This window comes from Providencia sp. PROV033 (assembly GCF_028484855.1).
Taxonomy (GTDB): Bacteria; Pseudomonadota; Gammaproteobacteria; order Enterobacterales; family Enterobacteriaceae; genus Providencia; species Providencia alcalifaciens.
In genome coordinates this window covers 14,925-38,069 of the sequence record NZ_JAMPSW010000017.1, presented here as the reverse complement: position 1 = coordinate 38,069, position 23,145 = coordinate 14,925, and the positions used below count along the sequence as shown (strand labels likewise).

At 45.4% G+C, this 23,145-nt stretch carries 35 protein-coding genes; 3 read left to right on the top strand and 32 right to left on the bottom strand.

Going from position 1 to position 23,145, the window contains the following annotated elements; translation table 11 throughout:
• The 6 genes from PSF16_RS04850 to terL all read right to left on the bottom strand — a co-directional run bounded on the left by PSF16_RS04850 (position 1) and on the right by terL (position 6,626).
• Complete coding sequence (locus PSF16_RS04850) at positions 1-393, bottom strand: hypothetical protein (RefSeq protein WP_272688878.1); 393 nt, start codon at positions 391-393, stop codon at positions 1-3.
• A gap of 3 nt (positions 394-396) precedes the next feature.
• Complete coding sequence (locus tag PSF16_RS04845; protein ID WP_272688877.1) at positions 397-1,497, bottom strand: phage protease; 1,101 nt, start codon at positions 1,495-1,497, stop codon at positions 397-399.
• 216 nt (positions 1,498-1,713) lie between these two features.
• A complete protein-coding gene (locus PSF16_RS04840; protein WP_272688876.1) occupies positions 1,714-2,253 on the bottom strand; it encodes a phage virion morphogenesis protein in 540 nt (179 codons plus the stop codon).
• Positions 2,254-2,260: 7 nt separating this feature from the next.
• Positions 2,261-3,418: a phage head morphogenesis protein gene (locus PSF16_RS04835; protein ID WP_272688875.1), complete on the bottom strand. Its 1,158-nt coding sequence runs from the start codon at positions 3,416-3,418 to the stop codon at positions 2,261-2,263.
• Complete coding sequence (locus tag PSF16_RS04830; RefSeq protein WP_272688874.1) at positions 3,405-4,985, bottom strand: DUF935 domain-containing protein; 1,581 nt, start codon at positions 4,983-4,985, stop codon at positions 3,405-3,407. Before PSF16_RS04830 ends, PSF16_RS04835 begins: the two co-directional genes overlap by 14 nt.
• 9 nt (positions 4,986-4,994) lie before the next feature.
• Complete coding sequence (gene terL, locus PSF16_RS04825) at positions 4,995-6,626, bottom strand: phage terminase large subunit (protein ID WP_272688873.1); 1,632 nt, start codon at positions 6,624-6,626, stop codon at positions 4,995-4,997.
• Between the two features lie 52 nt (positions 6,627-6,678).
• Between terL and PSF16_RS04820 the strand changes: the two genes are divergently transcribed.
• Positions 6,679-7,179 carry a hypothetical protein gene (locus PSF16_RS04820; RefSeq protein ID WP_154601471.1) on the top strand — a complete coding sequence of 167 codons (501 nt, stop codon included), beginning with the start codon at positions 6,679-6,681 and terminating at the stop codon, positions 7,177-7,179.
• A gap of 8 nt (positions 7,180-7,187) precedes the next feature.
• On the opposite strand, the gene PSF16_RS04815 is transcribed toward PSF16_RS04820, so the two are convergent.
• From PSF16_RS04815 to PSF16_RS04695, 25 genes are all read right to left on the bottom strand, one after another.
• Positions 7,188-7,394: a hypothetical protein gene (locus tag PSF16_RS04815; RefSeq protein WP_154601472.1), complete on the bottom strand. Its 207-nt coding sequence runs from the start codon at positions 7,392-7,394 to the stop codon at positions 7,188-7,190.
• Positions 7,387-7,887 (bottom strand): DUF1804 family protein, encoded by a 501-nt coding sequence (locus PSF16_RS04810; RefSeq protein WP_154601473.1) that lies wholly within the window; start codon positions 7,885-7,887, stop codon positions 7,387-7,389. Before PSF16_RS04810 ends, PSF16_RS04815 begins: the two co-directional genes overlap by 8 nt.
• Before the next feature lie 2 nt (positions 7,888-7,889).
• Positions 7,890-8,138, bottom strand: a complete 249-nt coding sequence (locus PSF16_RS04805; RefSeq protein WP_272688872.1) for a hypothetical protein — start codon at positions 8,136-8,138, stop codon at positions 7,890-7,892.
• Positions 8,135-8,362 carry a hypothetical protein gene (locus PSF16_RS04800; RefSeq protein ID WP_272688871.1) on the bottom strand — a complete coding sequence of 76 codons (228 nt, stop codon included), beginning with the start codon at positions 8,360-8,362 and terminating at the stop codon, positions 8,135-8,137. The genes PSF16_RS04805 and PSF16_RS04800 overlap by 4 nt, the downstream gene beginning before the upstream one ends.
• Positions 8,359-8,958: a lysis system i-spanin subunit Rz gene (locus PSF16_RS04795; protein ID WP_272688870.1), complete on the bottom strand. Its 600-nt coding sequence runs from the start codon at positions 8,956-8,958 to the stop codon at positions 8,359-8,361. The genes PSF16_RS04800 and PSF16_RS04795 overlap by 4 nt, the downstream gene beginning before the upstream one ends.
• Complete coding sequence (locus PSF16_RS04790; RefSeq protein WP_272688869.1) at positions 8,913-9,476, bottom strand: lysozyme; 564 nt, start codon at positions 9,474-9,476, stop codon at positions 8,913-8,915. The genes PSF16_RS04795 and PSF16_RS04790 overlap by 46 nt, the downstream gene beginning before the upstream one ends.
• A gap of 1 nt (position 9,477) precedes the next feature.
• Positions 9,478-9,786, bottom strand: coding sequence for a potassium channel protein (locus PSF16_RS04785; protein ID WP_272688868.1), 309 nt, complete (start codon positions 9,784-9,786; stop codon positions 9,478-9,480).
• A gap of 186 nt (positions 9,787-9,972) precedes the next feature.
• A complete protein-coding gene (locus tag PSF16_RS04780) occupies positions 9,973-10,431 on the bottom strand; it encodes a mor transcription activator family protein (protein ID WP_272688867.1) in 459 nt (152 codons plus the stop codon).
• A 92-nt stretch (positions 10,432-10,523) separates the two neighbouring features.
• A complete protein-coding gene (locus PSF16_RS04775) occupies positions 10,524-10,865 on the bottom strand; it encodes a hypothetical protein (RefSeq protein ID WP_140186147.1) in 342 nt (113 codons plus the stop codon).
• Between the two features lie 13 nt (positions 10,866-10,878).
• Positions 10,879-11,310, bottom strand: a complete 432-nt coding sequence (locus PSF16_RS04770; RefSeq protein WP_272688866.1) for a Mor transcription activator family protein — start codon at positions 11,308-11,310, stop codon at positions 10,879-10,881.
• Positions 11,291-11,719 carry a gp16 family protein gene (locus tag PSF16_RS04765; protein ID WP_272688865.1) on the bottom strand — a complete coding sequence of 143 codons (429 nt, stop codon included), beginning with the start codon at positions 11,717-11,719 and terminating at the stop codon, positions 11,291-11,293. The genes PSF16_RS04770 and PSF16_RS04765 overlap by 20 nt, the downstream gene beginning before the upstream one ends.
• Positions 11,719-12,102: a hypothetical protein gene (locus PSF16_RS04760; RefSeq protein ID WP_272688864.1), complete on the bottom strand. Its 384-nt coding sequence runs from the start codon at positions 12,100-12,102 to the stop codon at positions 11,719-11,721. Before PSF16_RS04760 ends, PSF16_RS04765 begins: the two co-directional genes overlap by 1 nt.
• The gene (locus PSF16_RS04755; RefSeq protein ID WP_272688863.1) at positions 12,099-12,533 is read right to left on the bottom strand and encodes a hypothetical protein; all 435 of its coding nucleotides are present in this window, start codon (positions 12,531-12,533) and stop codon (positions 12,099-12,101) included. The genes PSF16_RS04760 and PSF16_RS04755 overlap by 4 nt, the downstream gene beginning before the upstream one ends.
• Entirely contained in the window at positions 12,517-13,251 is a 735-nt protein-coding gene (locus tag PSF16_RS04750) for a DUF2786 domain-containing protein (protein WP_272688862.1), read from the bottom strand. Before PSF16_RS04750 ends, PSF16_RS04755 begins: the two co-directional genes overlap by 17 nt.
• Entirely contained in the window at positions 13,244-13,477 is a 234-nt protein-coding gene (locus tag PSF16_RS04745) for a hypothetical protein (protein ID WP_272688861.1), read from the bottom strand. The genes PSF16_RS04750 and PSF16_RS04745 overlap by 8 nt, the downstream gene beginning before the upstream one ends.
• Entirely contained in the window at positions 13,470-13,721 is a 252-nt protein-coding gene (locus PSF16_RS04740) for a hypothetical protein (protein ID WP_272688860.1), read from the bottom strand. The genes PSF16_RS04745 and PSF16_RS04740 overlap by 8 nt, the downstream gene beginning before the upstream one ends.
• A 95-nt stretch (positions 13,722-13,816) precedes the next feature.
• Positions 13,817-14,011, bottom strand: coding sequence for a hypothetical protein (locus tag PSF16_RS04735; RefSeq protein ID WP_272688859.1), 195 nt, complete (start codon positions 14,009-14,011; stop codon positions 13,817-13,819).
• Positions 13,983-14,180 (bottom strand): ANR family transcriptional regulator, encoded by a 198-nt coding sequence (locus PSF16_RS04730; protein WP_272688858.1) that lies wholly within the window; start codon positions 14,178-14,180, stop codon positions 13,983-13,985. Before PSF16_RS04730 ends, PSF16_RS04735 begins: the two co-directional genes overlap by 29 nt.
• A 1-nt stretch (position 14,181) precedes the next feature.
• A complete protein-coding gene (locus PSF16_RS04725) occupies positions 14,182-14,820 on the bottom strand; it encodes a DUF3164 family protein (RefSeq protein ID WP_272688857.1) in 639 nt (212 codons plus the stop codon).
• The gene (locus PSF16_RS04720; protein WP_272688856.1) at positions 14,810-15,001 is read right to left on the bottom strand and encodes a hypothetical protein; all 192 of its coding nucleotides are present in this window, start codon (positions 14,999-15,001) and stop codon (positions 14,810-14,812) included. The genes PSF16_RS04725 and PSF16_RS04720 overlap by 11 nt, the downstream gene beginning before the upstream one ends.
• A gap of 8 nt (positions 15,002-15,009) precedes the next feature.
• The gene (locus PSF16_RS04715; protein WP_272688855.1) at positions 15,010-15,285 is read right to left on the bottom strand and encodes a hypothetical protein; all 276 of its coding nucleotides are present in this window, start codon (positions 15,283-15,285) and stop codon (positions 15,010-15,012) included.
• A 14-nt stretch (positions 15,286-15,299) separates the two neighbouring features.
• On the bottom strand, positions 15,300-15,566 hold the full coding sequence (locus PSF16_RS04710) for a hypothetical protein (protein ID WP_272688854.1): 267 nt from the start codon (positions 15,564-15,566) through the stop codon (positions 15,300-15,302).
• A 10-nt stretch (positions 15,567-15,576) separates the two neighbouring features.
• Positions 15,577-16,470: an AAA family ATPase gene (locus PSF16_RS04705; RefSeq protein ID WP_272688853.1), complete on the bottom strand. Its 894-nt coding sequence runs from the start codon at positions 16,468-16,470 to the stop codon at positions 15,577-15,579.
• Positions 16,471-16,482: 12 nt separating this feature from the next.
• A complete protein-coding gene (locus tag PSF16_RS04700) occupies positions 16,483-18,525 on the bottom strand; it encodes a Mu transposase C-terminal domain-containing protein (protein ID WP_272688852.1) in 2,043 nt (680 codons plus the stop codon).
• The gene (locus tag PSF16_RS04695) at positions 18,506-18,760 is read right to left on the bottom strand and encodes a helix-turn-helix domain-containing protein (RefSeq protein ID WP_102138720.1); all 255 of its coding nucleotides are present in this window, start codon (positions 18,758-18,760) and stop codon (positions 18,506-18,508) included. The genes PSF16_RS04700 and PSF16_RS04695 overlap by 20 nt, the downstream gene beginning before the upstream one ends.
• 183 nt (positions 18,761-18,943) lie before the next feature.
• Between PSF16_RS04695 and PSF16_RS04690 the strand changes: the two genes are divergently transcribed.
• The gene (locus PSF16_RS04690; protein WP_272688851.1) at positions 18,944-19,543 is read left to right on the top strand and encodes a hypothetical protein; all 600 of its coding nucleotides are present in this window, start codon (positions 18,944-18,946) and stop codon (positions 19,541-19,543) included.
• Positions 19,544-20,137: 594 nt separating this feature from the next.
• A complete protein-coding gene (ettA, locus tag PSF16_RS04685; RefSeq protein WP_006662825.1) occupies positions 20,138-21,805 on the top strand; it encodes an energy-dependent translational throttle protein EttA in 1,668 nt (555 codons plus the stop codon).
• A gap of 43 nt (positions 21,806-21,848) precedes the next feature.
• Here ettA and nadR read toward each other — a convergent pair whose 3' ends face one another.
• Entirely contained in the window at positions 21,849-23,093 is a 1,245-nt protein-coding gene (gene nadR, locus PSF16_RS04680; protein WP_006657119.1) for a multifunctional transcriptional regulator/nicotinamide-nucleotide adenylyltransferase/ribosylnicotinamide kinase NadR, read from the bottom strand.
• Positions 23,094-23,145 lie beyond the last annotated feature (52 nt).

The following is a 23,145-nucleotide window of genomic DNA, read 5'->3' as shown; positions in this document are numbered from 1 at the left end:
TTAACCCATCATGACCCAGACACCATCATCGGTGACTTCTAACACGCGACCCGCTGGCGTGGTGCTGGCTTTATCGGCTTCACACACGGTTACTGAGTCTTTCACGTCGCACAATTTACCTACATGGGCTTGCTTGACAGGCTTGGCGGTATCATTACCAAAACAAAAGGCTTTTTGGCGGCGTACCATCACGCTGATATCGCCTTGTTTGCCGTTGCGGTTATCGGCAAAATCATCCGAGACACCCAGCACAGTTAAACCGGGTGCACCAGGGACAGCAAACCCGTCGGCATTGGCGCACACAATGTGCCCGCCGTAGATACGCACGGCAGCAGCGCAACGTACCGCAAACAATTCACCGTCACGGTGAGGGGTATTTCTATCTTGGGTCATGAGTTACTCTCCCAACTGTTTTTTAAATTCTTCGGGGTCAAGCCCGAATTGGCTGCAAATCGCCAACTGGTCTTCGGTCAGCTCCGTGGTCACAGAGGTACTTTTCTCTGCACCTGTGGGCGCTTTACCCTTGGATTGCAGTTGTGTTAATGCCGCAATCGGGGTGGCTTTTTCGAGATAACCTTTAAGTGCGTCAGGGTCTTTACGCCCTAAGTCTTCCGCCCAATCTTTCATGGTCGTGTTGAGACGTCCATCACTGAGCGCGGCCTGGATCAGACCACTCACTTCCTGTTGCTGACCTGCGTTCAATGCTTCGTTGTACTTCGCTTGCAGTTCAAGATAGCCTGCAAGTGGTACATGTTTGGTTGGGTCGTAGGCTTTACTGGACAGGTCAGCAATCAAGGTTTCTTTGCCTTTGAGTAAATCGACGAGGCTTTGATTGGCGGCGACGGTCGTGCCTTGACCATTTGAAATCAAGTCAATCGCTTTTTGCAGTTCCGTTTTGATATCTTCTGCCGTGGTGGTGGCAGGCAAATTCAGCATCCAACGCAGATTACTGAGTAGCTCTTTGATGAGTTCTTCATCCACAGTGAGATCCTCTTCGGTGGGTTGAGAAAGTGCAGCAAACGAAGAAGCAGCGGCAAGCATCACTTCATCCATACCATCTACTGCGGGGGTGTTGGTCAGGGCAGCATGAAGCAAGGCTGTCACATGACCGTTTTTGTCGTAATTAAAGACAGGGGAAATAAAGCGGTACTCTTTGGCTTTAATGGCAGCCGCTGCCGCGTCCGTCCATTCCACATTGACGGCATACAGTCCATCGCCTTCGCGCCATTCCAACGCCGTAAACCAACCCGCTGCAGGCGCTGGCTGTCCATTGGTCGCGGCACGCAACGTCTGGTGCTCATAATCAATCACATACGGCGTCTGACGTGCCGCAACTTGTGCAATTAAAACGTCGGCGAGCTCACGGGTCATGAGCCAGTGGTCACATTCAAACGGGCGACCATCGACAGCACGGAACTCACCAGCGGGGAAAAGCTGGATTTCGTTAAGGTTTTGGCTGAGGATTTCAGCGACACAAGCGGCAATGTATTTTTTCATGCTGGCAGCATAGCAACTGCCAATAAGGGGGAGTGTGTGAAGAGGTTCAGCACTCGAGAGGAAATTAAAAAAGGTGGGGTCAAGAGACTATCGATTCATTAGCGCTACGATAACGCATTTAAACCCCATTTAAAAACGATTTAAACACCTCACCACGAACAATGACACTCTAAATAGTGATAATCGCTCACAGCGTCTTACAGGCACTATTTGGACTTACTCAATCAATCGGGTGAGATAGTCTTCTACAGTCAATGTCATACGATATTGATCCCACTCATCCAATTGCAAAAACGGACGCGCGGGTATTTTAATTTTATACGCTGGCAACGTATGGTACTGACTAAAGTTACTGCGGGACTTTTTCACAAAGCGATTGCCAACGGTGCCATCTTTACGCTGACGATAATACGCCTGCTGACTCCGTGCCGGTATATTAATCTCACCGCCTTCCTGATGGATGCGGGCATACTTCACATTGGTTCCCACGACAGCGCTATCATTATCACTGTATTGACCGATGCTGCTGGCTAGTCGTCCACTGTCTTGCAGAATGCGACCACCGGCACGGCGGCGAGCATAAGCCGGACTCCAACCCAACCACGCGGGACGACCTTCTTGGGCAAAGTTTTCCTCAACGGCATCCGCCATCATTCCTGCTAATTTACGCATCAAGGGGGCGCGACTTTTGATGCCATCAACCAACTTTTGCAGTGCAGCTTCATATTCTCGCGTATCAATTTTTATCGTGATCATATTGACCTCAAAAGTCAGTTTGCGTAGTGACGCGCTGCAATTGATTACCGTTGACTTCAACGACCCACCAACGCTTATCATGTTGCGTTGCATAGTATTGGTTCCCATCATCGCCCAATCGTGTTCTTTGGGGTGACTCGATAATCTCTTGCACAAACAAGTAATCTAATTGTTCAATATCGTGCTGAGCCAAATCTTTCATCGTTGGCGCATCCACATAGACGGCATCCGTCGTTGTCCCTGTTACACTTGGGCGTGCGGCGATGGGATAACGTTGCGCGGGGTTCGGTGTCGGGGCTTGCACTGCCTCTTGATACCCCAATCGGAAATCTGCGCCTGTGAGAGAGCCGGTGATGTATTGGCTTGCTGCCGTCGGGTGATATTTATCTAATTCAGGTTGATAGCTGACTTGTCCAGGATTAAAACCAAAACCAGGGTCAGGCGTATACACTTGACCGTCTTTCGGATTTTTAAAGCCTGTGACGGTTCGGGTTTCACCTGGCACGCCGTACTCTTGCTCAACGTCTACCAAGCGCCCCTCAGAGGATTGCACCATCAAACCCAAACGCTCAACATCTTCAGCACTGCGCGTGCGCACACGGCAGCGACAGCGATAACCATCGGGCGGGTAAATGGTTTGCCAAATCGGATCGTCATAGCGGGCAATAAACCCATTGAGTGCCGCATGAGAAGGACGAATACGATTATCCATAATCCCCACGCGCTCCCAATAAGGGCGCTCCTCGACGGTTGCCATTTGCTGCTTGTAACGTCCTGCCATGTACGACGATTGCAGATTGGTTTGAAATATCGTGTCTAATCGACGTGGCGTTAAACGCTTGCCGTGCAGCTCTCCCGTATCCATATCCGCAACCAAACCTTTCCCGAGCCAGCCTTTTTGTTCAAGAATGGGGATGAGGCGTCGTTCAAAGTCGGCATAGGTCTCCCCCTTTTCAAGGGCTTCGTTTAACGCTTGGCGAATATCGTGCAAGATATCCAATTTGAGTACACCCGCCACGGTAAACGCTTTGGCGTGGGCTTGCGCTTCAATATCATAGTGGTGATAACCCAGTATATAGCCCTTACTTTCAAAGTAAGCAATCGCCTCCGCAGGGGGGAGGCTCATGGCGTAGCGCAAATCTACCGCTTGTTTAGCTGTCGGCATGGAGACGTCCCCATACATCCGCCACAAAGATAGCCTGGCTCAATAACGTTTGAAGCGTGCTGTCATCTAAGAGCGGGTAACTTTGCGCAATAATATTCATGGCGTCATCCACGCTTTGACCTTGCTTGAGTGCGGCGACCATTGGCGTTAAGAGTTTGCTCATGGCTGCCCCAATGGTGTCAGACTGCGGCGGTGCATTATCGAGGGTGATTTGTGCGGGATCTATTCCGTCTGCTTCTACCGTTTGACTCAGCACGCCCAACCCGTGACGTGAACGACCATAGCTTAATGGTGTGGGTAACAACGGCAGGGCTTGGGGCGCCTGCAATACAGGTTCATCCTTTTGGGCTTGCGGAATAGCGGCTTTCTTATGCACCCAAGAAACAGGGATACTCTCCACACCTGCGGCTACCAACTTACCCACCGCATCAGCAAACTGCGGTAAATCAACCGCTTCACGGGTATCAAACACAAAACGCGGTAAACGACGCGGATTCACGTCTTGATAGCCATTGAGTGCCAATAACATTTGAATAAGCTGGCGAAACATGCCTTCAAGCTGGCGAGCATCGGCGGTTTTTAAATCGTGGCGCACTTCGTTATGCACATTACCGAGGGCATTGGTAGAGCTTTTTCCGTCCGCCTGTGAGGTTAATGTCCCTCCTAAAATCACTTTGGATTGTGTCCGTTCAGCCCAGGCAATCATTTCCATGAACGGGTCAGAGCCACCCCCTGCGGCGCTTTCAAAGTTGATGTCTGTCCCTTGTTGAACCGTTGCAACCGCATCATGCCCCAAGTTAACCAGTGCATCTAACAGTTTATCTTTGTCCTCATCGGATGTGCCCGCAGGGTATTTGGCAATCCGTGCAGGCAAGCCATAAATCTCTAAGAATTCAGCAAAATCACGCAACGAAAAGTTTTTAAACAGATACGGCCAGACGAGAACGCGGAATAACCCACTGGTGGCAATAAACCCACTACGGGCATTGTGACGATGCACCAGCCAACCAAACGGCCATAACTCCGAGCCGTTCATTTCATCGGTGTTGAGGCGAATTTCGTCGCGTTGCTCAGGTAAGGTACGGAACCAATAATGGGGACGCAGGTGCAAGGCTTTGGGTAACCACGTGTTATCAAGACGATCCCATTCCAATTCTTGGCAACTAAACCCATGCCCCACCGCTTCCATCCCATTGAGGATAATATCTTCAATTTCAGGCATCGCATCAAACCAGGCTTGCACGTTCGCGGTCATGTCTAGCTCGGCTTTGGTGGCATTTTTCGGTGGCTCAATCGACCAATCCAGCGTTAATAAGGCATTCTTGCGCTTTTCCATTTCGGCAAAGATATGGCCGTCACGCTCGACCATATCCCCAAAGAGGCAGGCCTGCGCACTCAAGTCACCCCGTTCAGCCGCTTGTAAGATACGCGGAAGCTTACGGATAGTGAGTCCACGTGAGGGATGATCAGGATAAATGCGACTCATCCGTGCTAATTTTACGGTTTGTGACGTTTTAAAAACTTCACGTTGTAATGGGTTACCGTGTATATCCACAATTTTTGACATAATAAATTCCTACCAAGCACCCGACCCAAAGCGTCGACCTTCAGGTCGGCGGGGGCGAGTTTGAATATCGGTGTTACCTGCACGAGAAACCGCCAAAGACCAAAGCATGTGTAAGGCATCAGGACCATCATCATGGTCAGCCTTGGGAAAGTGTCTCAGTTGGTCAATCAGCGTGTGTTGTGTTGCGTGTAAACGAATAAGCCCATTGACCATATGAGGTTGTAATGACTCAATACGCAGGGCTTTATCACTGTTTGGAATGACAGGGATAGCAGGAACGGGTATCCCCAACATCGCAGAACGCTTCACTAATTCGGTACGTAAAAACTCTTGGAAAGCGATGGACTCAAACGCCCACGTTAAACAGCCGTATTCGCGCTGATAGTCAATCACATCAGAGATAATACGGTCAGGTAAACGCCGTTTGATATCTGCCTCAACCACATCGAGGATACCTGTCATGCGATTGAATCCGCCCACGAGCAAGGCCGATGGGTCACGGGTTTTATTCTGCTTACCGAGGCTTGGGTCACATGCCCCGTAAAAAATCCAATCAGAGAGATGGTTTGACCAACATGTAATACAGCCTGCAAAAATCGCATCTTCACCGCTCACGGGGTCATTTTGGTATTCGGAGTCAAACGTATCATGACCGTCACGCGCACGAATTTTCATGAGGGTTAACAGTGGACGTGCCGCCCAAGAGACTATCGAACCTTCTAACATTAGAGGTTCATTCTCATGGTAGAAGCGCTCAGCCTCATCAATTTGTTTATTGTGGATCAAGGTTTCCCATTCATCCCACAATTTCATATTGGCAGGCATTTGGAGAATGGCTTTAAACCGCGCCGTTCGCCACATCGCATTATTGAGGGTACGAGAGAGTACCGAGTCATAATGCAAGATAGTCCCGATGTAAACGATGTCGGTTTTACCCCCGGCTTCACCAAGCGGCATGACGGTCTTTTTTAACCAGTTATGCAGCTTATCCCGCTGCTCAGGGTTACGCACCATCTCATCGTTTTCAATATCATCGAGCACCACTAAATCAGGACGATATGGACCATGCCGCAAACCACGCAGTTTTTTACCGCTACCGGCAACCGTGACTTTAATGTTATTGCGGGTGACGATAGTCCCCATTTGCCAAGTGCGCCCTTGACCACAGATATCGGGATAATCATTTTTTAGTCTTGGGTTGTATTCCAGTTCGGCTTTGATGGCTTCGAGCATCGGGTAGGCTTGGTCGATACTGTCCATAATGATGACCGGATACTTTTTCAGCTCACGGATAATGCACCACAGCGTAAAGAGTTGACTCACTAGCGTGGATTTAGCCTCACCACGCGGCGCGGCGATGGCGTCACTTTCAGCATCCACACTCGCAACAATGGCAGGTAACCGGCTGAAAAGATAATCATGTAACTGACTGCGAGAGTGATGGCGTACATAGTGCGGGAAATAGGTTTCCACAAAGAAGCTGTAGCCATTTTCGACATCCGCAACCTGTGCTCGCCTGGCTTCAGCCGCCTTGGGGTCAGCATCAAAGCCCAAACACTCTGCCTCAATGGTTTGGCGTAGTTCGGTGATATAGTCCTGGAGTGAGGCTTTAAACTCTTTTAACGAAACCTTTTTTGCCATTATGATGACCTGTTGCTAAATCTATTATGACCCATTGATAAAAGGAAATCTCATGAGTATTACCGATATTATTCCGGGCTATGACAGCCTGAAAAAAGTGATTAATACTGTTAAAGGTGCGATTGATACCAAAGAGTCACTCTCTATCATGAAAGTGGAATCCGATATCTATCCGCAGCTTATTCAATTACAAGGCCAAGTGCTTGCTGCGCACCAACAGTATGAGACGATCTTGAGCCAAAAAAACGCGGTAGAACGCGAATTGATAGAGCTTAAAAATCATCTGATAAAACTTGAAGATTATGAACTGCATACTTTCAGTAGTGGCAGCACGGTGTTTAAACTCAAACCATCCCAAGCAGGGACGCAACCCCTTCATTACCTTTGTCCCCACTGCAACAACGAACATATCGCGTCGATATTGCAACCGGGTCAGCCAGAAACTTTTCATCACACCCTCCAATGCCCACGCTGTAAAACAACCTTTTTAACCGAAAAAATAAACTCAGCCCCTCGCGTCAGAACTAACCCACGCAAAGATGGGGCGTGGTAACACAATTATTATGATTGTGGTTTAAAACACTGCTCAGTGCGATATTTACCACTTAATACCAGTGATGCCGTGAGAAGCAATTCGGGCATCACTGTAGAATCACAAGCTTCATCACCATACTTTTCCCGTAAATAAGCGACCAAATCCGCAACGAATTCCATCCGCATTTCAGTTTTATTCGGCGAGAACAAATCTTTTTTGGGGTTCTTATCCATACGCACGCTCCAATTCTTCGGCAAAGGCTTCTAAAATCTCCACAAACACCACATTGTGTTGTGGGTACTTGTCACTGATAAACTGCCCGAACCGTTGGATCACATCGATGGCGGTTGCCAACTTATCAGTTTCAGGCAGTATCTTTTTACTGGCGGACGTGGCTTTATTAAACGCATCAGCAAGGCTCGCGAGTAGCTCAACACGCTTATCCGCCGGAATATCAGGGTTAGTATTGATTTGCTCAGTCACCGCTTGACACTGCACAACGAGGCTCATCAATACCGCACGACCTGCATCTTCAACGCCGCCACCGGCTAACATGTGCGCAGCGCGCATTTTGTCCCAGTCATCATTTTTATCTTGGGCTTCTTTCTTCCAGCGTCGGGCGGTGACAAACGCTACGCCTATCTGACTGGCAGCCACCTCAAGAGATAACTGACTAAAGATATAGGCTCGACGTAACTTATCGCGGGTCTCCTGCGGATACGCCATAATTACAAGCCCATCTTGGCACGGATTAAAATCAACGCCGTGCTGACCACGCAGGCTGTTACACCACCTGAAATAGCGCCCGCGACATAACCCCGCTTAATCGCGCCATTAGTTGCTTCTTCACGGATGAGTTCGATTTGCTCATCCATGCTTTGCATTTGTCGATTAATGTTGCTTTCAATGCGGTTTAACTGGCTGTTAATAGCAATTAAAACGTCTTTTTTGCGTCCTTTTTGTGGGCGTTTTTTCATCGCAAACTCCTTGAGGATGGAGGCTTGATAGCCTCATGGGTATCGTGATAACGGCAAACTAGGCCGTCTAAATAAGTGGGTCGATTGCTGAGGGCTTGCACGCGGTCACAGGTACTGACAACACGTAACCAAAACCCTGTACTCAGAAAAATAAATGCGCACATCAGGATGGTGATAGCGGCTAACACGGGCATACAGCGTCGTAATAAAGGCGTCATCTTCATGGTGTCACCTCTCGACGGCATTCATTCACCACGTTGGTGACGTAGTCTTGCAAGTAGTCAAGCTTGGCCTGGTCTAGTTGGATACCGGCTCGGATATCTTCAACAAGGAGTCCAGCTTCGACAGAGAATCGGATTTCGGCTCCATCGCCCACGGTGCGGGTGCCGGAACTGTGGCTTGCGGTGAGCTGACAGGTTGCAAGGTCGGCTTTGGCGAACTGCAACCGGCGACGACCAGCAGAGAGGTCATCACGTAAAGCTTTAGACTCTTTTTTCGCATCACTTAACTCCTTAGCATAACGTTCATCTAACCGTTGTTTTTCTCGCTGAGCTTGCTGCATACGTGCATTGGCTTGCTGAGTCGCCGCCGTCGCCTCATCGGAGATGGCTTTTAAATTCTTATCATATTGAGACTGGTTCGCCTGAATAATGCCGTTGTAGTGATAACGTGCTAAGACAGCGCCAGCCGCTGCGCCTATCGCGAATAACAGCCATGCCGCGATAATTAAAGCGACTTTAAACGAGCGGGTTAATGTGTTTTCTGCGATTGAGTTCATGGCTTTGTCCATGTGGTGTTTACCTGCATTAACTCCCAACACAACAACTCAGCCTCTTGGTGACGTCGGATCACTTGACCATAACAGCCGCCGGGTTGCCCTTGGGTTTTTCGGCAATCTTTCCCACCATCAAAGACCCAACGGGGGATCTCCTTGCAGGCTCCCTCGATGTCACCCGCGTGTAACTTGCGGTAGAACGTGGATGAAAAGCACTTATCTGCACCAATGTCGTAAGGACAAAAAGACGCGATACCTGCGATTTGTGGCGGCGTGAGAGACAATGGAACGTGTTTTTGTACCCATGAAATGGCTTTGTCACGCTCAATGGCATTTAAGCGTTCGCATTGTGCATCAGTGAGCTTTTCACGTGGCTTGACCGGACGACCATCAATACGGGTGACGCCTTGGCATACCGTCCAAATCCCGCCTGCATCTTGGTAAGCGGTGGTGAAGTTACCTTCTTTTTCTTTGATAAATTGGTCAAATATCTGGCTTTCACTGGCTCCACCGACAATCAACGCCACAACGGCGGCAGAGAGATAACGCTGCTTCATATCCATGTTATAAATCCTTGGGGGATTTGATGGATGCTTCAATCAGCTTTTCGGCATCCTCATGAGAAACGGGTTTATTCGAGAAATAGTTCTCTAAAATGCGCGTTCGACGCTTTTGCTCTCGGCGATTTAAGAGATAGGTCAATGTCCCAAGCAGCACACTGGCAAACACACCAATGAGAAATCCCCACTCATACAATGACAAGCCACTAAAAAATAACCCCAGACCCGCGAACCAATACGATATTTGAGTAATGATCTGGGTTATCTTTTCATCCATGCTTCTGTCCTTTTCAAGGAAAGAGATCGGGTTCATGGCAACCTCCTAACGCTCACATAACATCCTCCAAAAAAACCGAGGGAAATGGACGAAAAACCCAATCAGAAATAAGAGAGTTTGAGTATAAAGAGATAGGAATATCGGGAGTGTTGGAAGGGGTTCAGCAGTTGAATACCAAACCCTAAAGGGGGTTTTTAGTGTGTCATAAAAGACACGCAGATATCAATCAAATAAACGGTCTTGAGCTGCTTTCTCCGCATCAAGGTCGCGCAATAGCTTCCAACCGATACGGTCACTAAATCCGTATTTGGGGCACAGTAATGCCATTGCTTGGCGACGCGAACGACCTTGTTCACCCAACGTTAGTAACTCTTTGATAAAGCGTTGGTTGCGAATTTGGCGAAAGGCTTCTTCACATCGCGGAATATAAAACGCAGTTTTACCAATGTAGTGCAAGAGCTGCTTGCACTCGTCTTCATTTAAGGCTTCACGCAGTAGGCGGTGGACACCTCCGGTACGCTCAACCGCTTCACCACTCACACCAGCAAGAGTGACGCCACCAAAGCGGCTAATGAGTCGTGATGTGGCGTTATAACCAATAACATCAATAAGCTGTTTAGCTGAATCTGGTAAGAGCGTTTCGAGCCGTTCAAGTTCGGCTTCATCGATAGTTGTTTGCATGTTACCCCCTTAAAATGAAAACACCCTCCAAAAGGAAGGTGTTCAGTATTTCATTTTTCTTGGGGCTTGGCGTGTTGAAGGAGTTCAGTGGTTTATATAAAACTCACAATAAAAGTATCTTTATTATCACTATACCATGTAACTTTAAAACTCCGTATTTGATCATCTAATGTAACTCTACAGTATCTAGTCGCGCCAAATACATCAGAATCATATTGTTGGGGATTTTTTATAAATGTGCCTGCTGGTAATATCTTATGTAATACACCCATGACTTCATTTGAACTGCATTTAGGTAAACCTACCACAGTGGAGTTAACACCATAATCAATTCCTGCAAATATCAAAATAACCGTAAAGATTAAAGTTACACGTTTAATTAAATACTTAGCATATCTACGTTTTGGGGTATCAATGCTGTTTTCCTTGCTCATGAAGTTGAATCTCCTAAAATAAATTTTGTTGCTCTATAGTTAGGATAGCAGATTGTTTATAGCGTGATAATAAGTCCCATGCATGGCGATCACTAAAACCAAACTTAGGGCACAGTTTTATAACGGCTTTAACACCTGATAAACCGCCCTTTAAAAGGGCGTTATATTCACTGATAAATCGTTGATTTCGCCATTCACGCATAGCGGCTGAGGCATTGGGAATATAAATTTCAGTACCGCCAAAATGAGTTTGAAGCATGATTGCGCTTTGCTCACCAATCGCGTGCGATAAAAGCTTAAAGCGCTCTGTGTCTGTACTTTTCGTGAATACAAACGTTGTACCACCGAAAACTTCTATCAGCTTTAAGGTATCAGGATACCCAATTAAGCCCGCAATATGGCGTAATGTATCAGGGAGTAAATGCTCAACGGATTTGAGATCCATTTTTCGCCCTCCGTTTTGCGTCAATGATTAAGGCTTTCATTAAGTTAGATAACTCATCAAACGTTAACCATTCAATTTTTTCACGCTTAAACATATGCTTAGCCATCGATTCCGCATACTCCCAAGGTCTCCCTGCATCAGCAAGTAATGCTTCAATCTTGCTGATTATCGACTCGCGGGTAGCAGGTACGTTTGGTCTACGACCGTATTTCTTTGCCGATTTTCTTGGGTATCCTTGTTCATGAAGATAATCACGAACTTGGCTTAATTCGTCTAGCGTTAACTTTTTAGCGGAGTTTTTACCCGTCATACGAACAAGGATACTTCGATAGGTTTCATCATCCAATTTAAGGTATTGTTGAGCTGCTTTAATGATACCAATTAATATCTTTGCATTAGGGGATGTCATTATTCCGTCTCCTCTAAATTAGCGTGACCAGTCACGCTAGTGAGATTAAGTTTACGTGCATCACGTGTTAACCAGCAATTAGATTGCCCCATAAACAACCCATCACAATGATTCGGCATTTGTTCTTTGCAGTGCTCGCATATCCCTAACTTGGCTTGCTGGCGTTTTAGCTGCTCTAAGCTGCACAATAATAACAGTGAAATTAATTCGTTACGGTCATAGGGTGGACGCCCAGGGTTGCGATGCACACAAAGATAATCTAACGCTTCATTTTCCTTATCATTCAGTGCAATCTCCATACGGTGCAAGCCATCTTTTTGCTGTCTCGCTCTTTGGCGGCGCTTGCGCGCCGCTGCTTGTGAGGCTTTCCTTAAATTAGTCATAATGAGTCACCTTGACTTTCAGTTATCAAAGATAGCCCTTCAATACGCTTAAACTGTCGAACAAGTGCAGATGCTTTACTGAAGCAGGGGTGATACCACGTTATCTTCTTGTGAAGATTAGGAACCTCTTTTTTAGCTCCTCTTTTACCAAAAATTTTTTCAAACTCTCTAACTTGCTTAGGTTTATAAATGGAAGCTGAACGTTTAGACCAAAAAAATTCAACCAAAGGATTAAACACGTCGCAACTTGTCCACCCCCATCCAGCACAAATCTGACCATTCAGGTAGACCGTTAGCTTTGTCTTTCCCTCACCCGCATAAGTACGAATTACGCATACCTCAGTATCTTGATATTGAAACTTAACGCAGCCAAAATACTCCTTTAATTTCTCTTCAATTTCAGACCATTGCGCTTTACTGATGCCCATCATGTACCCCCGTAAATTTAATTGAGGGTAGTTTCCCCTGATAACGACCACTGTGACCATCAACACCGTGAGCTAAACGTACTTTTTTACCTGCTTGATAGCCGTCATATGCAGCTTGGTCTGATTGTTTGTGTTTCTGAGTTTCACGCACAGTTACACTGCTAGCATTGTATTTTTCTTTTAGGCGCTCATGGAAGGCGTCCATTTTATTATTTTCGTGTTCGGTGGTGGAGAATTCACTTACCGCCTGCCAAACACCATTTACCCAAGCTTCACACCAAGTATCAGCAAGGTCAGTTTTCTTACTGGGTTTGGTGTTTTTATGTAGGCTATTACGGTATTCATTACGACCTTTTGTAATCTGGCGAGAGAGCACTTCAAAAGTATAACTGGCAATCTGTGGACGTTCATCAACACCATAGAATACAACCACACGACGAGCACCGCGCCAACTATAGTAATGACGTACACCGAATGCATAGCAAACCACATGCAGTAAATATGACATATATCTAGGGGGCTTTTTCGCACTAGATGGCACTTTATGGGTTTCACACTCGGTAACTTCACTCAATGACACATCAGATTCACTCAATCCGTGCTCTTGCATCATTTTTTGTGCCATGCGTAATGCCGTTGCCGCTTCTTCAGCGCTGCTATTATTACGCGCCTTATTTAGTAACTTTTTGATTTTCTGTAAGTAGCGCTCTTTGTTACTCATGATGCGACTCCTTACCATAGGCTGAACACGTAGAAGAACAGCCACCGCGACGCCAATCGTTACAGCTATCACATAAGTTCTTCTCTTTAAATGTAGAACAAATATTGGTTGCGGCGGTGGTGACCACAGCAAGCTGTTCTTGGCTTATTTTCAACCCAGGCACTTGTTGGGCTAATTCATCCAAAATGGCACCAACCACTTTAATTTGTTGAATTTTCTTACTCATCACTTGAACCCTCATCAGATTCAACTTCAAAAGGTAATGTGGCAAACTGAGAATAAGCGAGTACAACGCCAATCTTAAAGGCTGTCTGTTCATCCTTAGTTTCAAACTTAATATCCCCCATACCATTAGGTAACTTGATTGTTGCGTCGGCATGGTTTCTTAATAAATCACAGGCTTCATTTGCTCGATCATGCCAATCCACAATCTCTTGTTTTAATAATGCCAAATCCATTTTATCGACCATGGTAAATACCTCGTTATCAGAATTTAGGCGTAAGCCAGCCCCTGCGGGTTTACGCCATTAATTAAAAAGTTAAGTTTTTTAGTGGGTTACATTGTTTAGCAGTTTAATGTGTCAATATCGATGTAATAAGGTTCAATATCGATTTCAACAATGGTTCTTTTACCTTCATCTTTAGCACGACCTAATGTTCTAACAATTGGTCCGCCACGTAAAAAACGACTACGTTGATAAATGAAGGTATGTCCAACAAGGTACTTTTCATTAAACTGTTTGGCTGTCAACTTGGACACGACGACCTCCAGACGATTTAAGGCAGTAATCAGCACGGCACTCAGCCCAATGGCGATTCACCTCTTTACGCGCTACACAAACTGCGTTTAACCAATTCTCATGAGCAGTCACAAATAACTCTTTGCGTTCTGCAATCGCTGCACTTGTTGCGTAATGAATAAAAGACATATCACACTCCGGCAATATCAAGTGAAATAGGAACATACTGGTCATTATCACCAACACGTTCATAGATGCGGACATACTGGCGGCTACCAACGACTTGAATGGCCTCACCAATCGCTTCCATCGCATTTATCCAACGCGCATCTTTAATATCTAAGCGGCGAAGTGAAAGCACAGCTCCCGTATTAATATTGCCTTCTTTATCAACAGCAAAAGCCTGGTCAATAATGGAGTGGATCTCCGGTTTAGCACCTTGCACCCAATCCTTTAAGCATTCATCAATTAACGCCTTAGCTGCCTGTAATCGCTCATCAAAGGCAATACGGTCTTGTATCGCACGCTGAATCTTGTAACGACCATCGAATGAATACAGTGTAACATTGCCTTTTTTACCTCCTACATTAACGCCGAATTGTTCGGCAGACAGTGCGATAAATGCCTCAATATCACCGAAAGCAGCAATTTTAAATTGACGTAATAACTCACTGATTTGTTGAGCCTGAGTGACTAACTCACCAACTAATGCATCACGCTGCATATCGATAGGTTTAATTAAGTCAATTGGGGTTAAAATGCCTTTCGCATCACGCCAGTAGTTCTCGATAACTTCATATTGTGTAAATTGTTTTGGATTAGTGTGCATTACGTTTTTCCTTATGAGCTAATTTAATTTTACAAAGTGCTAAACCAACTTCTTGCACTAATTCAGCAGACATTGCCATTTCATCAACAGTTGTGCCTGGTTCTGCTTTGTGCCTGGTAATTTCAACATCGGCATGTCCATGTTTACCTTCCGAAATAATAATTGTAATTTTCGCCGCCATAATGACTCCTAATGTATTGATTCAGACCAGTAAACTCGGCAACCCTCTGTATCAAAGACGCCTTGCTTACCCTTATGACTATTAAAATATTGGTAAGAAGCCTTACCTGCTTGAATGAGCGCATCACAATAGCTGTTGCGGGCTACGTGAATGCAAGGCTTACCTTGACGGGTGATCACACTCAATATGGTGACGCCTTGCTGTTCTAAGTGCTGCGCCACTGAGCCTGCACGTAGCAAGTCAGAGACAATGGATTGGTTTTCAGCCGTAATAGTGATATCCATGTTGAACCTCATTATTAAATACGTGTTACCAAACGAGCCAAGTGATAAGCGTGCTTAAAGCCAGCCTTGTCCGAAAACCACAGCTTAAATGCTTCTTTATAATGCAAATCTGGATCCCAATTATCAGGTGAATCCTGTTTCATACGGTGCAACCGGAGGCTATAAAAATCGATTAACAACTCTCCTTCACGAAACATACTAATGAAGGGTTTTATTTCACCATCATTGCCATTGCGCTCTCTGAAAGCACGAATCTTGCTAATTTCTTGATGTACGTTCATCATTGCCACCTTAGTTAATTAACATTTCTGAGAACTCATGAACCATTTGAACATCAATAGGTTGACCACTAATTTGGCTACCGTTAGATATCCCGCGCAAGAACTTAAACAGGCGACGAGCATTACCTTTACAGGCTTTATAAAGGGCATTTAATACTTCAGGTTCGGACGCTTCGGGCAACATGGTGGTGATCATGTTGGTGATATCATCCTCGGGGAGTGCTTCCCCCATGCGTAATGCAAAGCCCACACGGCTATACAACTGCTTATACTCACCGCGCTTACCTTTTAGGTTGAGAATCAGGCGAGGCATACCCGCCAATACAATACCAACCCCTGATTTATCATGGATACGACGCAAAGTTTCTAATGCACGGTACGGTAAGTTTTCGGCTTCATCGACTAAGATAATGCGCCCTGAATCCCGAAGAGTTTGAATAATGGCTTCGCTCAGTTCGTGCATGTTGCCACGCTTACCCAAACCCAATTTGTTGCATAACTCTTCTAAAACAACACGAGCTGTATAACCTGGGTCAGCCTCAATCAGCACTGCATCTAAATGCTCTTTGGCGTACTGACGCACAATCATGGTTTTACCCATCCCCGCATCACCATAGATAACGTTAATATCGCCATCCATGTGAGCCATACGGATAACATCACGCCCTTTACGTGCCATTAATGTGGCAACATAAACAGGCTTAATACGACGCGATTTATCACGCTCTTGTTCGCGTAAAATGAATTGACGGACTTTTTCTTCAACTGCGTTAACGTCACCGTTATACTTATTTTGTAAAAACTGATTAATCACTGCCGTGCTGACACCAATACCGCGTGCGGCTTGGGCTTGTGACCAACCTTTGTTATTCATCATCGTGGTAAGTTCATTAACGATAGACATCGTAAACCTCCGTTATTGGTTACCTGCTTTCGCAGATAAATAATCATATTCAGACTGTAAAAACGTAATGGGTTTTCTTGGTGTCGTGATAGGCTCATCCGCAGGAATAAAGCCACCAAAATCAGGTGCAGGTTTCGCATCGATTAATGGACGCGCCTCTGCTTCAATCTCACGACGTTTATCTTCAACACGAGCCAGTCGACGTTTACGACGATCATCAATCGCCTTAGCCATGTGCGTGGTAGGTACGGCGGCGACTTTGTTGCCATTCCATATTGCAGTGCAAACATAGGTGCCATCCAATTTACGAATAATGACTTCTTTCGCGTCGTGAATGTCATAAGCCACACGCACATCTTCACCATCAACGAGGATCAAGTCTTCGGCAAAATACTCGTTGTTATTGAACTCAACCCAGCCACGCTGAGCCTTTCGGACAACTTCCGGCATGAACATTTCACGTAACTCAATTTCAGTGAGATATTCGATTTCATCGCCTTCAGCAGCTAACACTTCTTCGCGGTAAGCCGCAGGGGTTAAATGGCGACCGTTGCGTTTAGGTAACTCGCTGTGCTCATGCTCATAGTTGTAACGCTGTACTTCGACCTCAATTGCATCAAGTAACTGCTGCCAACTTGGAAGCTTAGCTAATGCACCTTTTTGCACTGGATTAAGTTCTTTATTGCTCTCGATAGCTTTTACAGCAGACTCAATACGACGGCTGGTAATACGCACATGTTCTCTATCTGCACCTAATCCATTGTAAGTTTGAAACTGCTGAGCAACTCGACGGGGGATGACCGCATTGAGACGCTCAATAATCCCACGTGCTTGTGGGTTACCAGGAATACCCGTCATATGCTTAATACCTAAGCGTGGGAAAATACCCGTGATATCAGCATCTAATGTTTTATTTTTCTCACCACCACCATTATCTGAATAGGTAAACAATGGCTTGCCATGGTATTTCATGCCGTGGCGATAAGCCGATGCAACAGCGATCACGTTCTCTGATAAGTCCAAACTCCAACCCACAAGAAAGCGTGTCCGACCATCTAAAACCAACGTTAATTCAGGTGTAAATGGGCGTCCGTGAATAGGGTGAGCTACTTTCATATTCATGGACTTACCATCTGATATCCAACAACCATTTACTGGCATCTGTGACCAGTCACGCTTTTGATAAGTTTCTAATGCGCGAGCTGCCGAACCTGTCACGCGTCCTCGTGCTCGTTCGCGTTTTGGTAATTTATCCATGACGCGGCGAACGGCATAATAAGAGGGCAGAACATCCAACATAGTAGGCTGGTCTGCGTAGTGCTCCTGCCACTCTTCGGTGAATGTGCGGTACGCTGCCATCAACGATGGGCCATTCACATTACGATGATGTGATAAGAACATCGGTAGCCATGAGACCTGCTCAGGACGTGTCTCTTTATGGTGACCGGGTGCCAGTAACGCCAATCGCTCATCACCATTATTGGTGCTTTGATACAACGTGACCCATTCCTGTAAAGAGCGGACACTGACACCTCTGCGGGTTGTCCCTTTACGCGCATTCGCATTATCCGCAGCTTGCTGTAACGTCTGAGGCAAAACACCTTTTCGGGACTGTTCAGAGATACGTGTCACCGCCCCAATGCGTGTATCGCCTGCATAAATCAAAGAAAGCACTTCTAAAGCTAACGTCGCTCTCGCGTCAGCAATGCTTTTTTGATCTGCTGTTAACGATGAAACCTCACGCTCTAACAATGCAGGGCACTGGCGCATTAAAGCCAACTCATCAACGGGTTTAACACTGGTATTTGATACCGTTTTTTCGAGTGCGTTATCCGTTTTTTTCTGCTCAAGAACTGCATTAAAATGACGTTGCTTGATAACTTCCTTCGCCGCCTCTGGCAAGCAATCAATGTGGTATTCGAAAGCCTTTGTGCCTTCGCGTTTACGAACAAATTCAGGGTGTTTACCTGTACGCTTTTTCAGTGCCAGGCGTATACCCTGAACTGTTCCTGGCAATTCAGGTAATCCAATCAATTCATTCGCAGTTAGGTACATAATGGTTCACTCTATTGTTATAACGACTAGGCCAAATATCTTGAGGCAAAACACCAAGAGCATCAGCGATAATTCGTTCACCTTTTGGATAAGAACGCGCCAGTGCATTCTTGAGTGTGTCAGGCCTTAAACCTGCTCGCGTTGACAAGTCTCTCATCGTTAACCCTTCCTTATGGAGAGCGGCAACAATATCGATACGATGCCAATCTGAATAACTCACTTCATTTCTATCCATATTTCGTTTACCCTTAAAAATTACCCTAGCGGATAATCCGCTAGGGTTATCTGTACGGATATAGTATTGATCCAAATTAGGACTATGTAAAGAAATAAAATGACTTTCTTTTCCTAATTAGGTTAACCAATGCTTTTAATTTGAAATATCATTTAAAAATCAATTGAATAGGCAAGAAAGAAAATGAAAGGAAAAAAAAGCGAAAGTGTTTCTTTAGCTAGTGATACAAAAGAAACACTAATAGACAGAATAAATAAACTAATCCAAGGTCGCAGTGTAAGGTCTGTCTCTGTCGCATGGGGATTACCATACTCAACACTAAATAACTATTTAAACAAAGGAACAGATCCATCATTTAAAGCTATTCAAACAATAGCGGAGGCTGAGCAGGTAAGTTTAGATTGGTTGGCATTTGGAGTGAGTCAGTCTGAATTAGAATCACCAAGAGATAAGGAGCCACCCAAAGTTGATAGGCAACTAATGAAAAACTCTTGGGATATGGTATATGAATCATTGTCTACCGATGAAATTAGTGAGTTATTAAAAGCAATACATAGAAAAGGAATTGAAGGTATTTTAAAAACATCATTCGTAAGCGATGACTCAATAGAAAGTAGCATTGAACGCCTGCAAATACGGCCAACACTGAAGCAAGCAATCAAGCTGGCTCTTGCTGGTGATGAATCGATAGATAGAGAGATTTTGCACCGTATTGAAGAAAAGAAAAATACCAATTTATCTGGTGGGCTAAACCAGGATGCAAATCACAGTAAGGCAGGATAATTGGAAGAACTTTCAATTGTCCTTTAAATGTCGTTTAAATGCTCCTAAAATATGATCATTAGTATGCAGAATAGAATGCAAAAAAACATAAAATAAATCAATCTGTATTCTTTAGTGCAAAATCAATAAATCCTCGCCAACTCAGTAATCTCAAGGCGTCCAGCCTATCTCAATCCCTTTTCAAGTAGTGCAAGATTGATCACCTCCCCACAGGTTTACTTCACTTATCTTTAATACCATTACTTCATATATTGGGGTCTAGCCGTTTGCAGTTCAGATCCCATCAATTATCATCCCCACCCTACTCAACACCTATTTCGAGCCTTTTGTTATATGTAATAATCGACATCAATAATGAATTAATATTGATTGCATGATGAGGTGATAGCCCCCTGAATTGTCATCACTTGCATGGGAAGTTATTGACATAAAGGCAGGAACAATTACAGTTAGACGCAATTACTTTTGAGTGGCTCGTTTTACACACTTTCGCTTTTGGAATCTCACTATTCGCCTTGAATTTATGAGTTCTTACAAAGTGAATAACCGAGCGATGCAATTAAAAATTATGTTATAAAACAAAAGGTAAATAAATTGGCTCAATACGTTTACAGTATGTATCGAGTGGGAAAAGTGGTTCCCCCGAAACGTCATATTTTAAAAAACATCTCTCTGAGCTTCTTCCCTGGGGCGAAAATTGGTGTTTTAGGTCTCAACGGTGCAGGTAAATCCACATTACTGCGCATCATGGCTGGCATTGATACTGAGATTGAAGGGGAAGCACGCCCTCAACCGGGTATTAAAATCGGTTATCTGCCACAAGAACCAAAACTGAATTTGGAACATACCGTTCGTGAAGCCGTTGAAGAAGCGGTTAGCGAAGTTAAGAACGCCTTAACTCGCTTAGACGAAGTGTATGCGCAATACGCCGATCCAGACGCTGACTTTGACAAGCTGGCGAAAATCCAAGGCGAGCTAGAAGCGATTATTGCCGCACAAGATGGCCATAATTTAGATAACCAACTGGAACGTGCTGCTGATGCACTGCGCCTGCCAGCTTGGGATGCGATTATCGGAAACCTCTCTGGGGGTGAACGCCGCCGTGTGGCTATCTGCCGCCTGCTGCTGGAAAAACCAGACATGCTGCTGCTCGACGAACCAACCAACCACTTGGATGCTGAATCCGTTGCTTGGTTAGAGCGCTTCCTGCACGACTACGAAGGCACCGTTGTGGCGATCACCCATGACCGTTACTTCCTCGATAACGTCGCTGGCTGGATCCTTGAACTTGACCGTGGTGAAGGTATTCCATGGGAAGGTAACTACTCTTCTTGGTTGGAACAAAAAGATGAGCGTCTGGCGCAAGAAGCGTCAACTGAAGCGGCTCGTCGTAAGTCTATCGAGAAAGAACTTGAGTGGATCCGTCAAAACCCGAAAGGTCGTCAATCGAAAGGTAAAGCACGTCTGGCTCGCTTTGAAGAGCTTAATAGCGTGGAATATCAAAAACGTAACGAAACCAGCGAACTGTTTATCCCACCTGGACCACGTTTAGGTGACAAAGTTATCGAAGTGGAAAACCTGAGCAAGTCTTATGGTGATCGCGTACTGATCGATAATCTGAATTTCTCTATTCCGAAGGGTGCTATCGTGGGGATCATCGGTCCAAACGGTGCGGGTAAATCCACACTGTTCCGTATGATCTCCGGTCAAGAGCAGCCAGATTCAGGCTCAATCACCTTAGGTGATACCGTGAAGATTGCCTCTGTTGATCAGTTCCGTGATGCGATGGATGACAGCAAAACCGTATGGGAAGAAATCTCTAACGGTCAAGACATCATGCGTATCGGTAACTTTGAGATCCCAAGCCGTGCCTACGTAGGTCGCTTTAACTTTAAAGGCGTTGACCAAGGTAAACGTGTGGGTGAGCTGTCTGGTGGTGAGCGTGGTCGTTTACACCTAGCAAAACTGCTGCAAGTTGGCGGCAACGTTCTGCTGCTCGATGAACCAACTAACGACCTCGACGTTGAAACCTTACGTGCACTGGAAAACGCCCTGTTAGAATTCCCTGGCTGTGCAATGGTCATCTCCCATGACCGTTGGTTCCTTGACCGTATCGCAACGCACATCATTGATTATCAAGATGAAGGTAACATTACCTTCTTCGAAGGTAACTTCTCTGAATACGAAGATTATAAGAAACGCACTTTAGGTGCGGATGCGCTGCAACCACACCGCATCAAGTACAAAAAGATGACCAAATAGTCGGATTGGACGATATTAAAATGGCACCCTAGGGTGCCATTTTTTATGCAGAAATTGAGTCGTCCAGCATCAATAATTGCTGAACTAAAGAAACACACTCTAAAAAACGCGAATCGTAGTCTGATGACTCAACATGCATAAATTCAATGCTATTTTTCTTCAGCATTTCAATCAACAGCGTCTGAAACTCCATGCGGTCTTTATCGCTGCCTAAACTTCTCAGCCCATCAGCCACCCAAGGTGTATTGTTCTCAAGTACAATCACCAGATCGAAACGATACTCATCAATCAACGCCTGCACGAAAGGATGCTCTTTACCTTCATAACGTAAGCAAAATGCCTGCGTGGTAACAAAATCAGTATCAATAAATGCCACTTTGTTTGCATATTTCACTGCAAAATCAATATATTGAGCGTGTCCTAGTGCAATCTTATCGTAGTCTGAATATTGTAACGCCATTTCATCGCCACCCAGGTGGCTAAACACATAATCGCGCCCATATTCCCACGCACTGGTGGTATTGAAGATATTCGCTAGCTTATTAACAAGCGTCGACTTCCCACTTGATTCACCGCCTAAGATTGCCACTTTGCGCACAAAGAATGGCTTAACTTCCGTTGGAATATATTCCCAATAGCGAAAAGGTGCTTGGCGAATTTGGTTGCCACTAATATTCATAAACGTGCGCTCAGGATCGATAAGAATGGTTTCGATCCCAAGGTGTTTCTTATAGCGGTGCACATCGTGAGGCTCACCGGAATAGATAAAGCTAGGGTTGATGTTATGCTTTTTCATGAAGCCTTTCATGCCTTCACTCCACACTTCCCAACCGTGAGGATAGGGTTCGATCCCTTGCTCATCAAATGAATGAATATGAATATTTTTCTGATACTTAAAGGTTTGCAGCAACCAGCGCAGACGATCGCTCACCGTTGGCTGTTGTGACATGGAACTGTTCACGAACAGGTCTTTATCCCGAGGCTCATCATGACAGAGGATAACGTGCAGTTCATCCACTTGGCTACATGCGCGCTGAATAAGGTAGATATGCCCAGTATGCAGAGGGTAAAATTTACCGAAGACAACACCGATAGTTTTTGACTGGATAGGATATTCCAACCCTAAAAAACGATGGAGCGCCGCGATTTTTTGTGCACTAGGGCTTTTAATTTTGTCATTAATTAACTGGCTGAGATAGCCCTTGGTCATCTCTGTTGCATCCGCGACTTGCTGTAATGTGTAACCAGCATTTTTGATGGCACTCTTTAGATACTCAAATTCAGCCATATTATTTATCCTTTCGCTTTTAAGTCCCTTTTAGCAGGGAACCTTTTCTCTC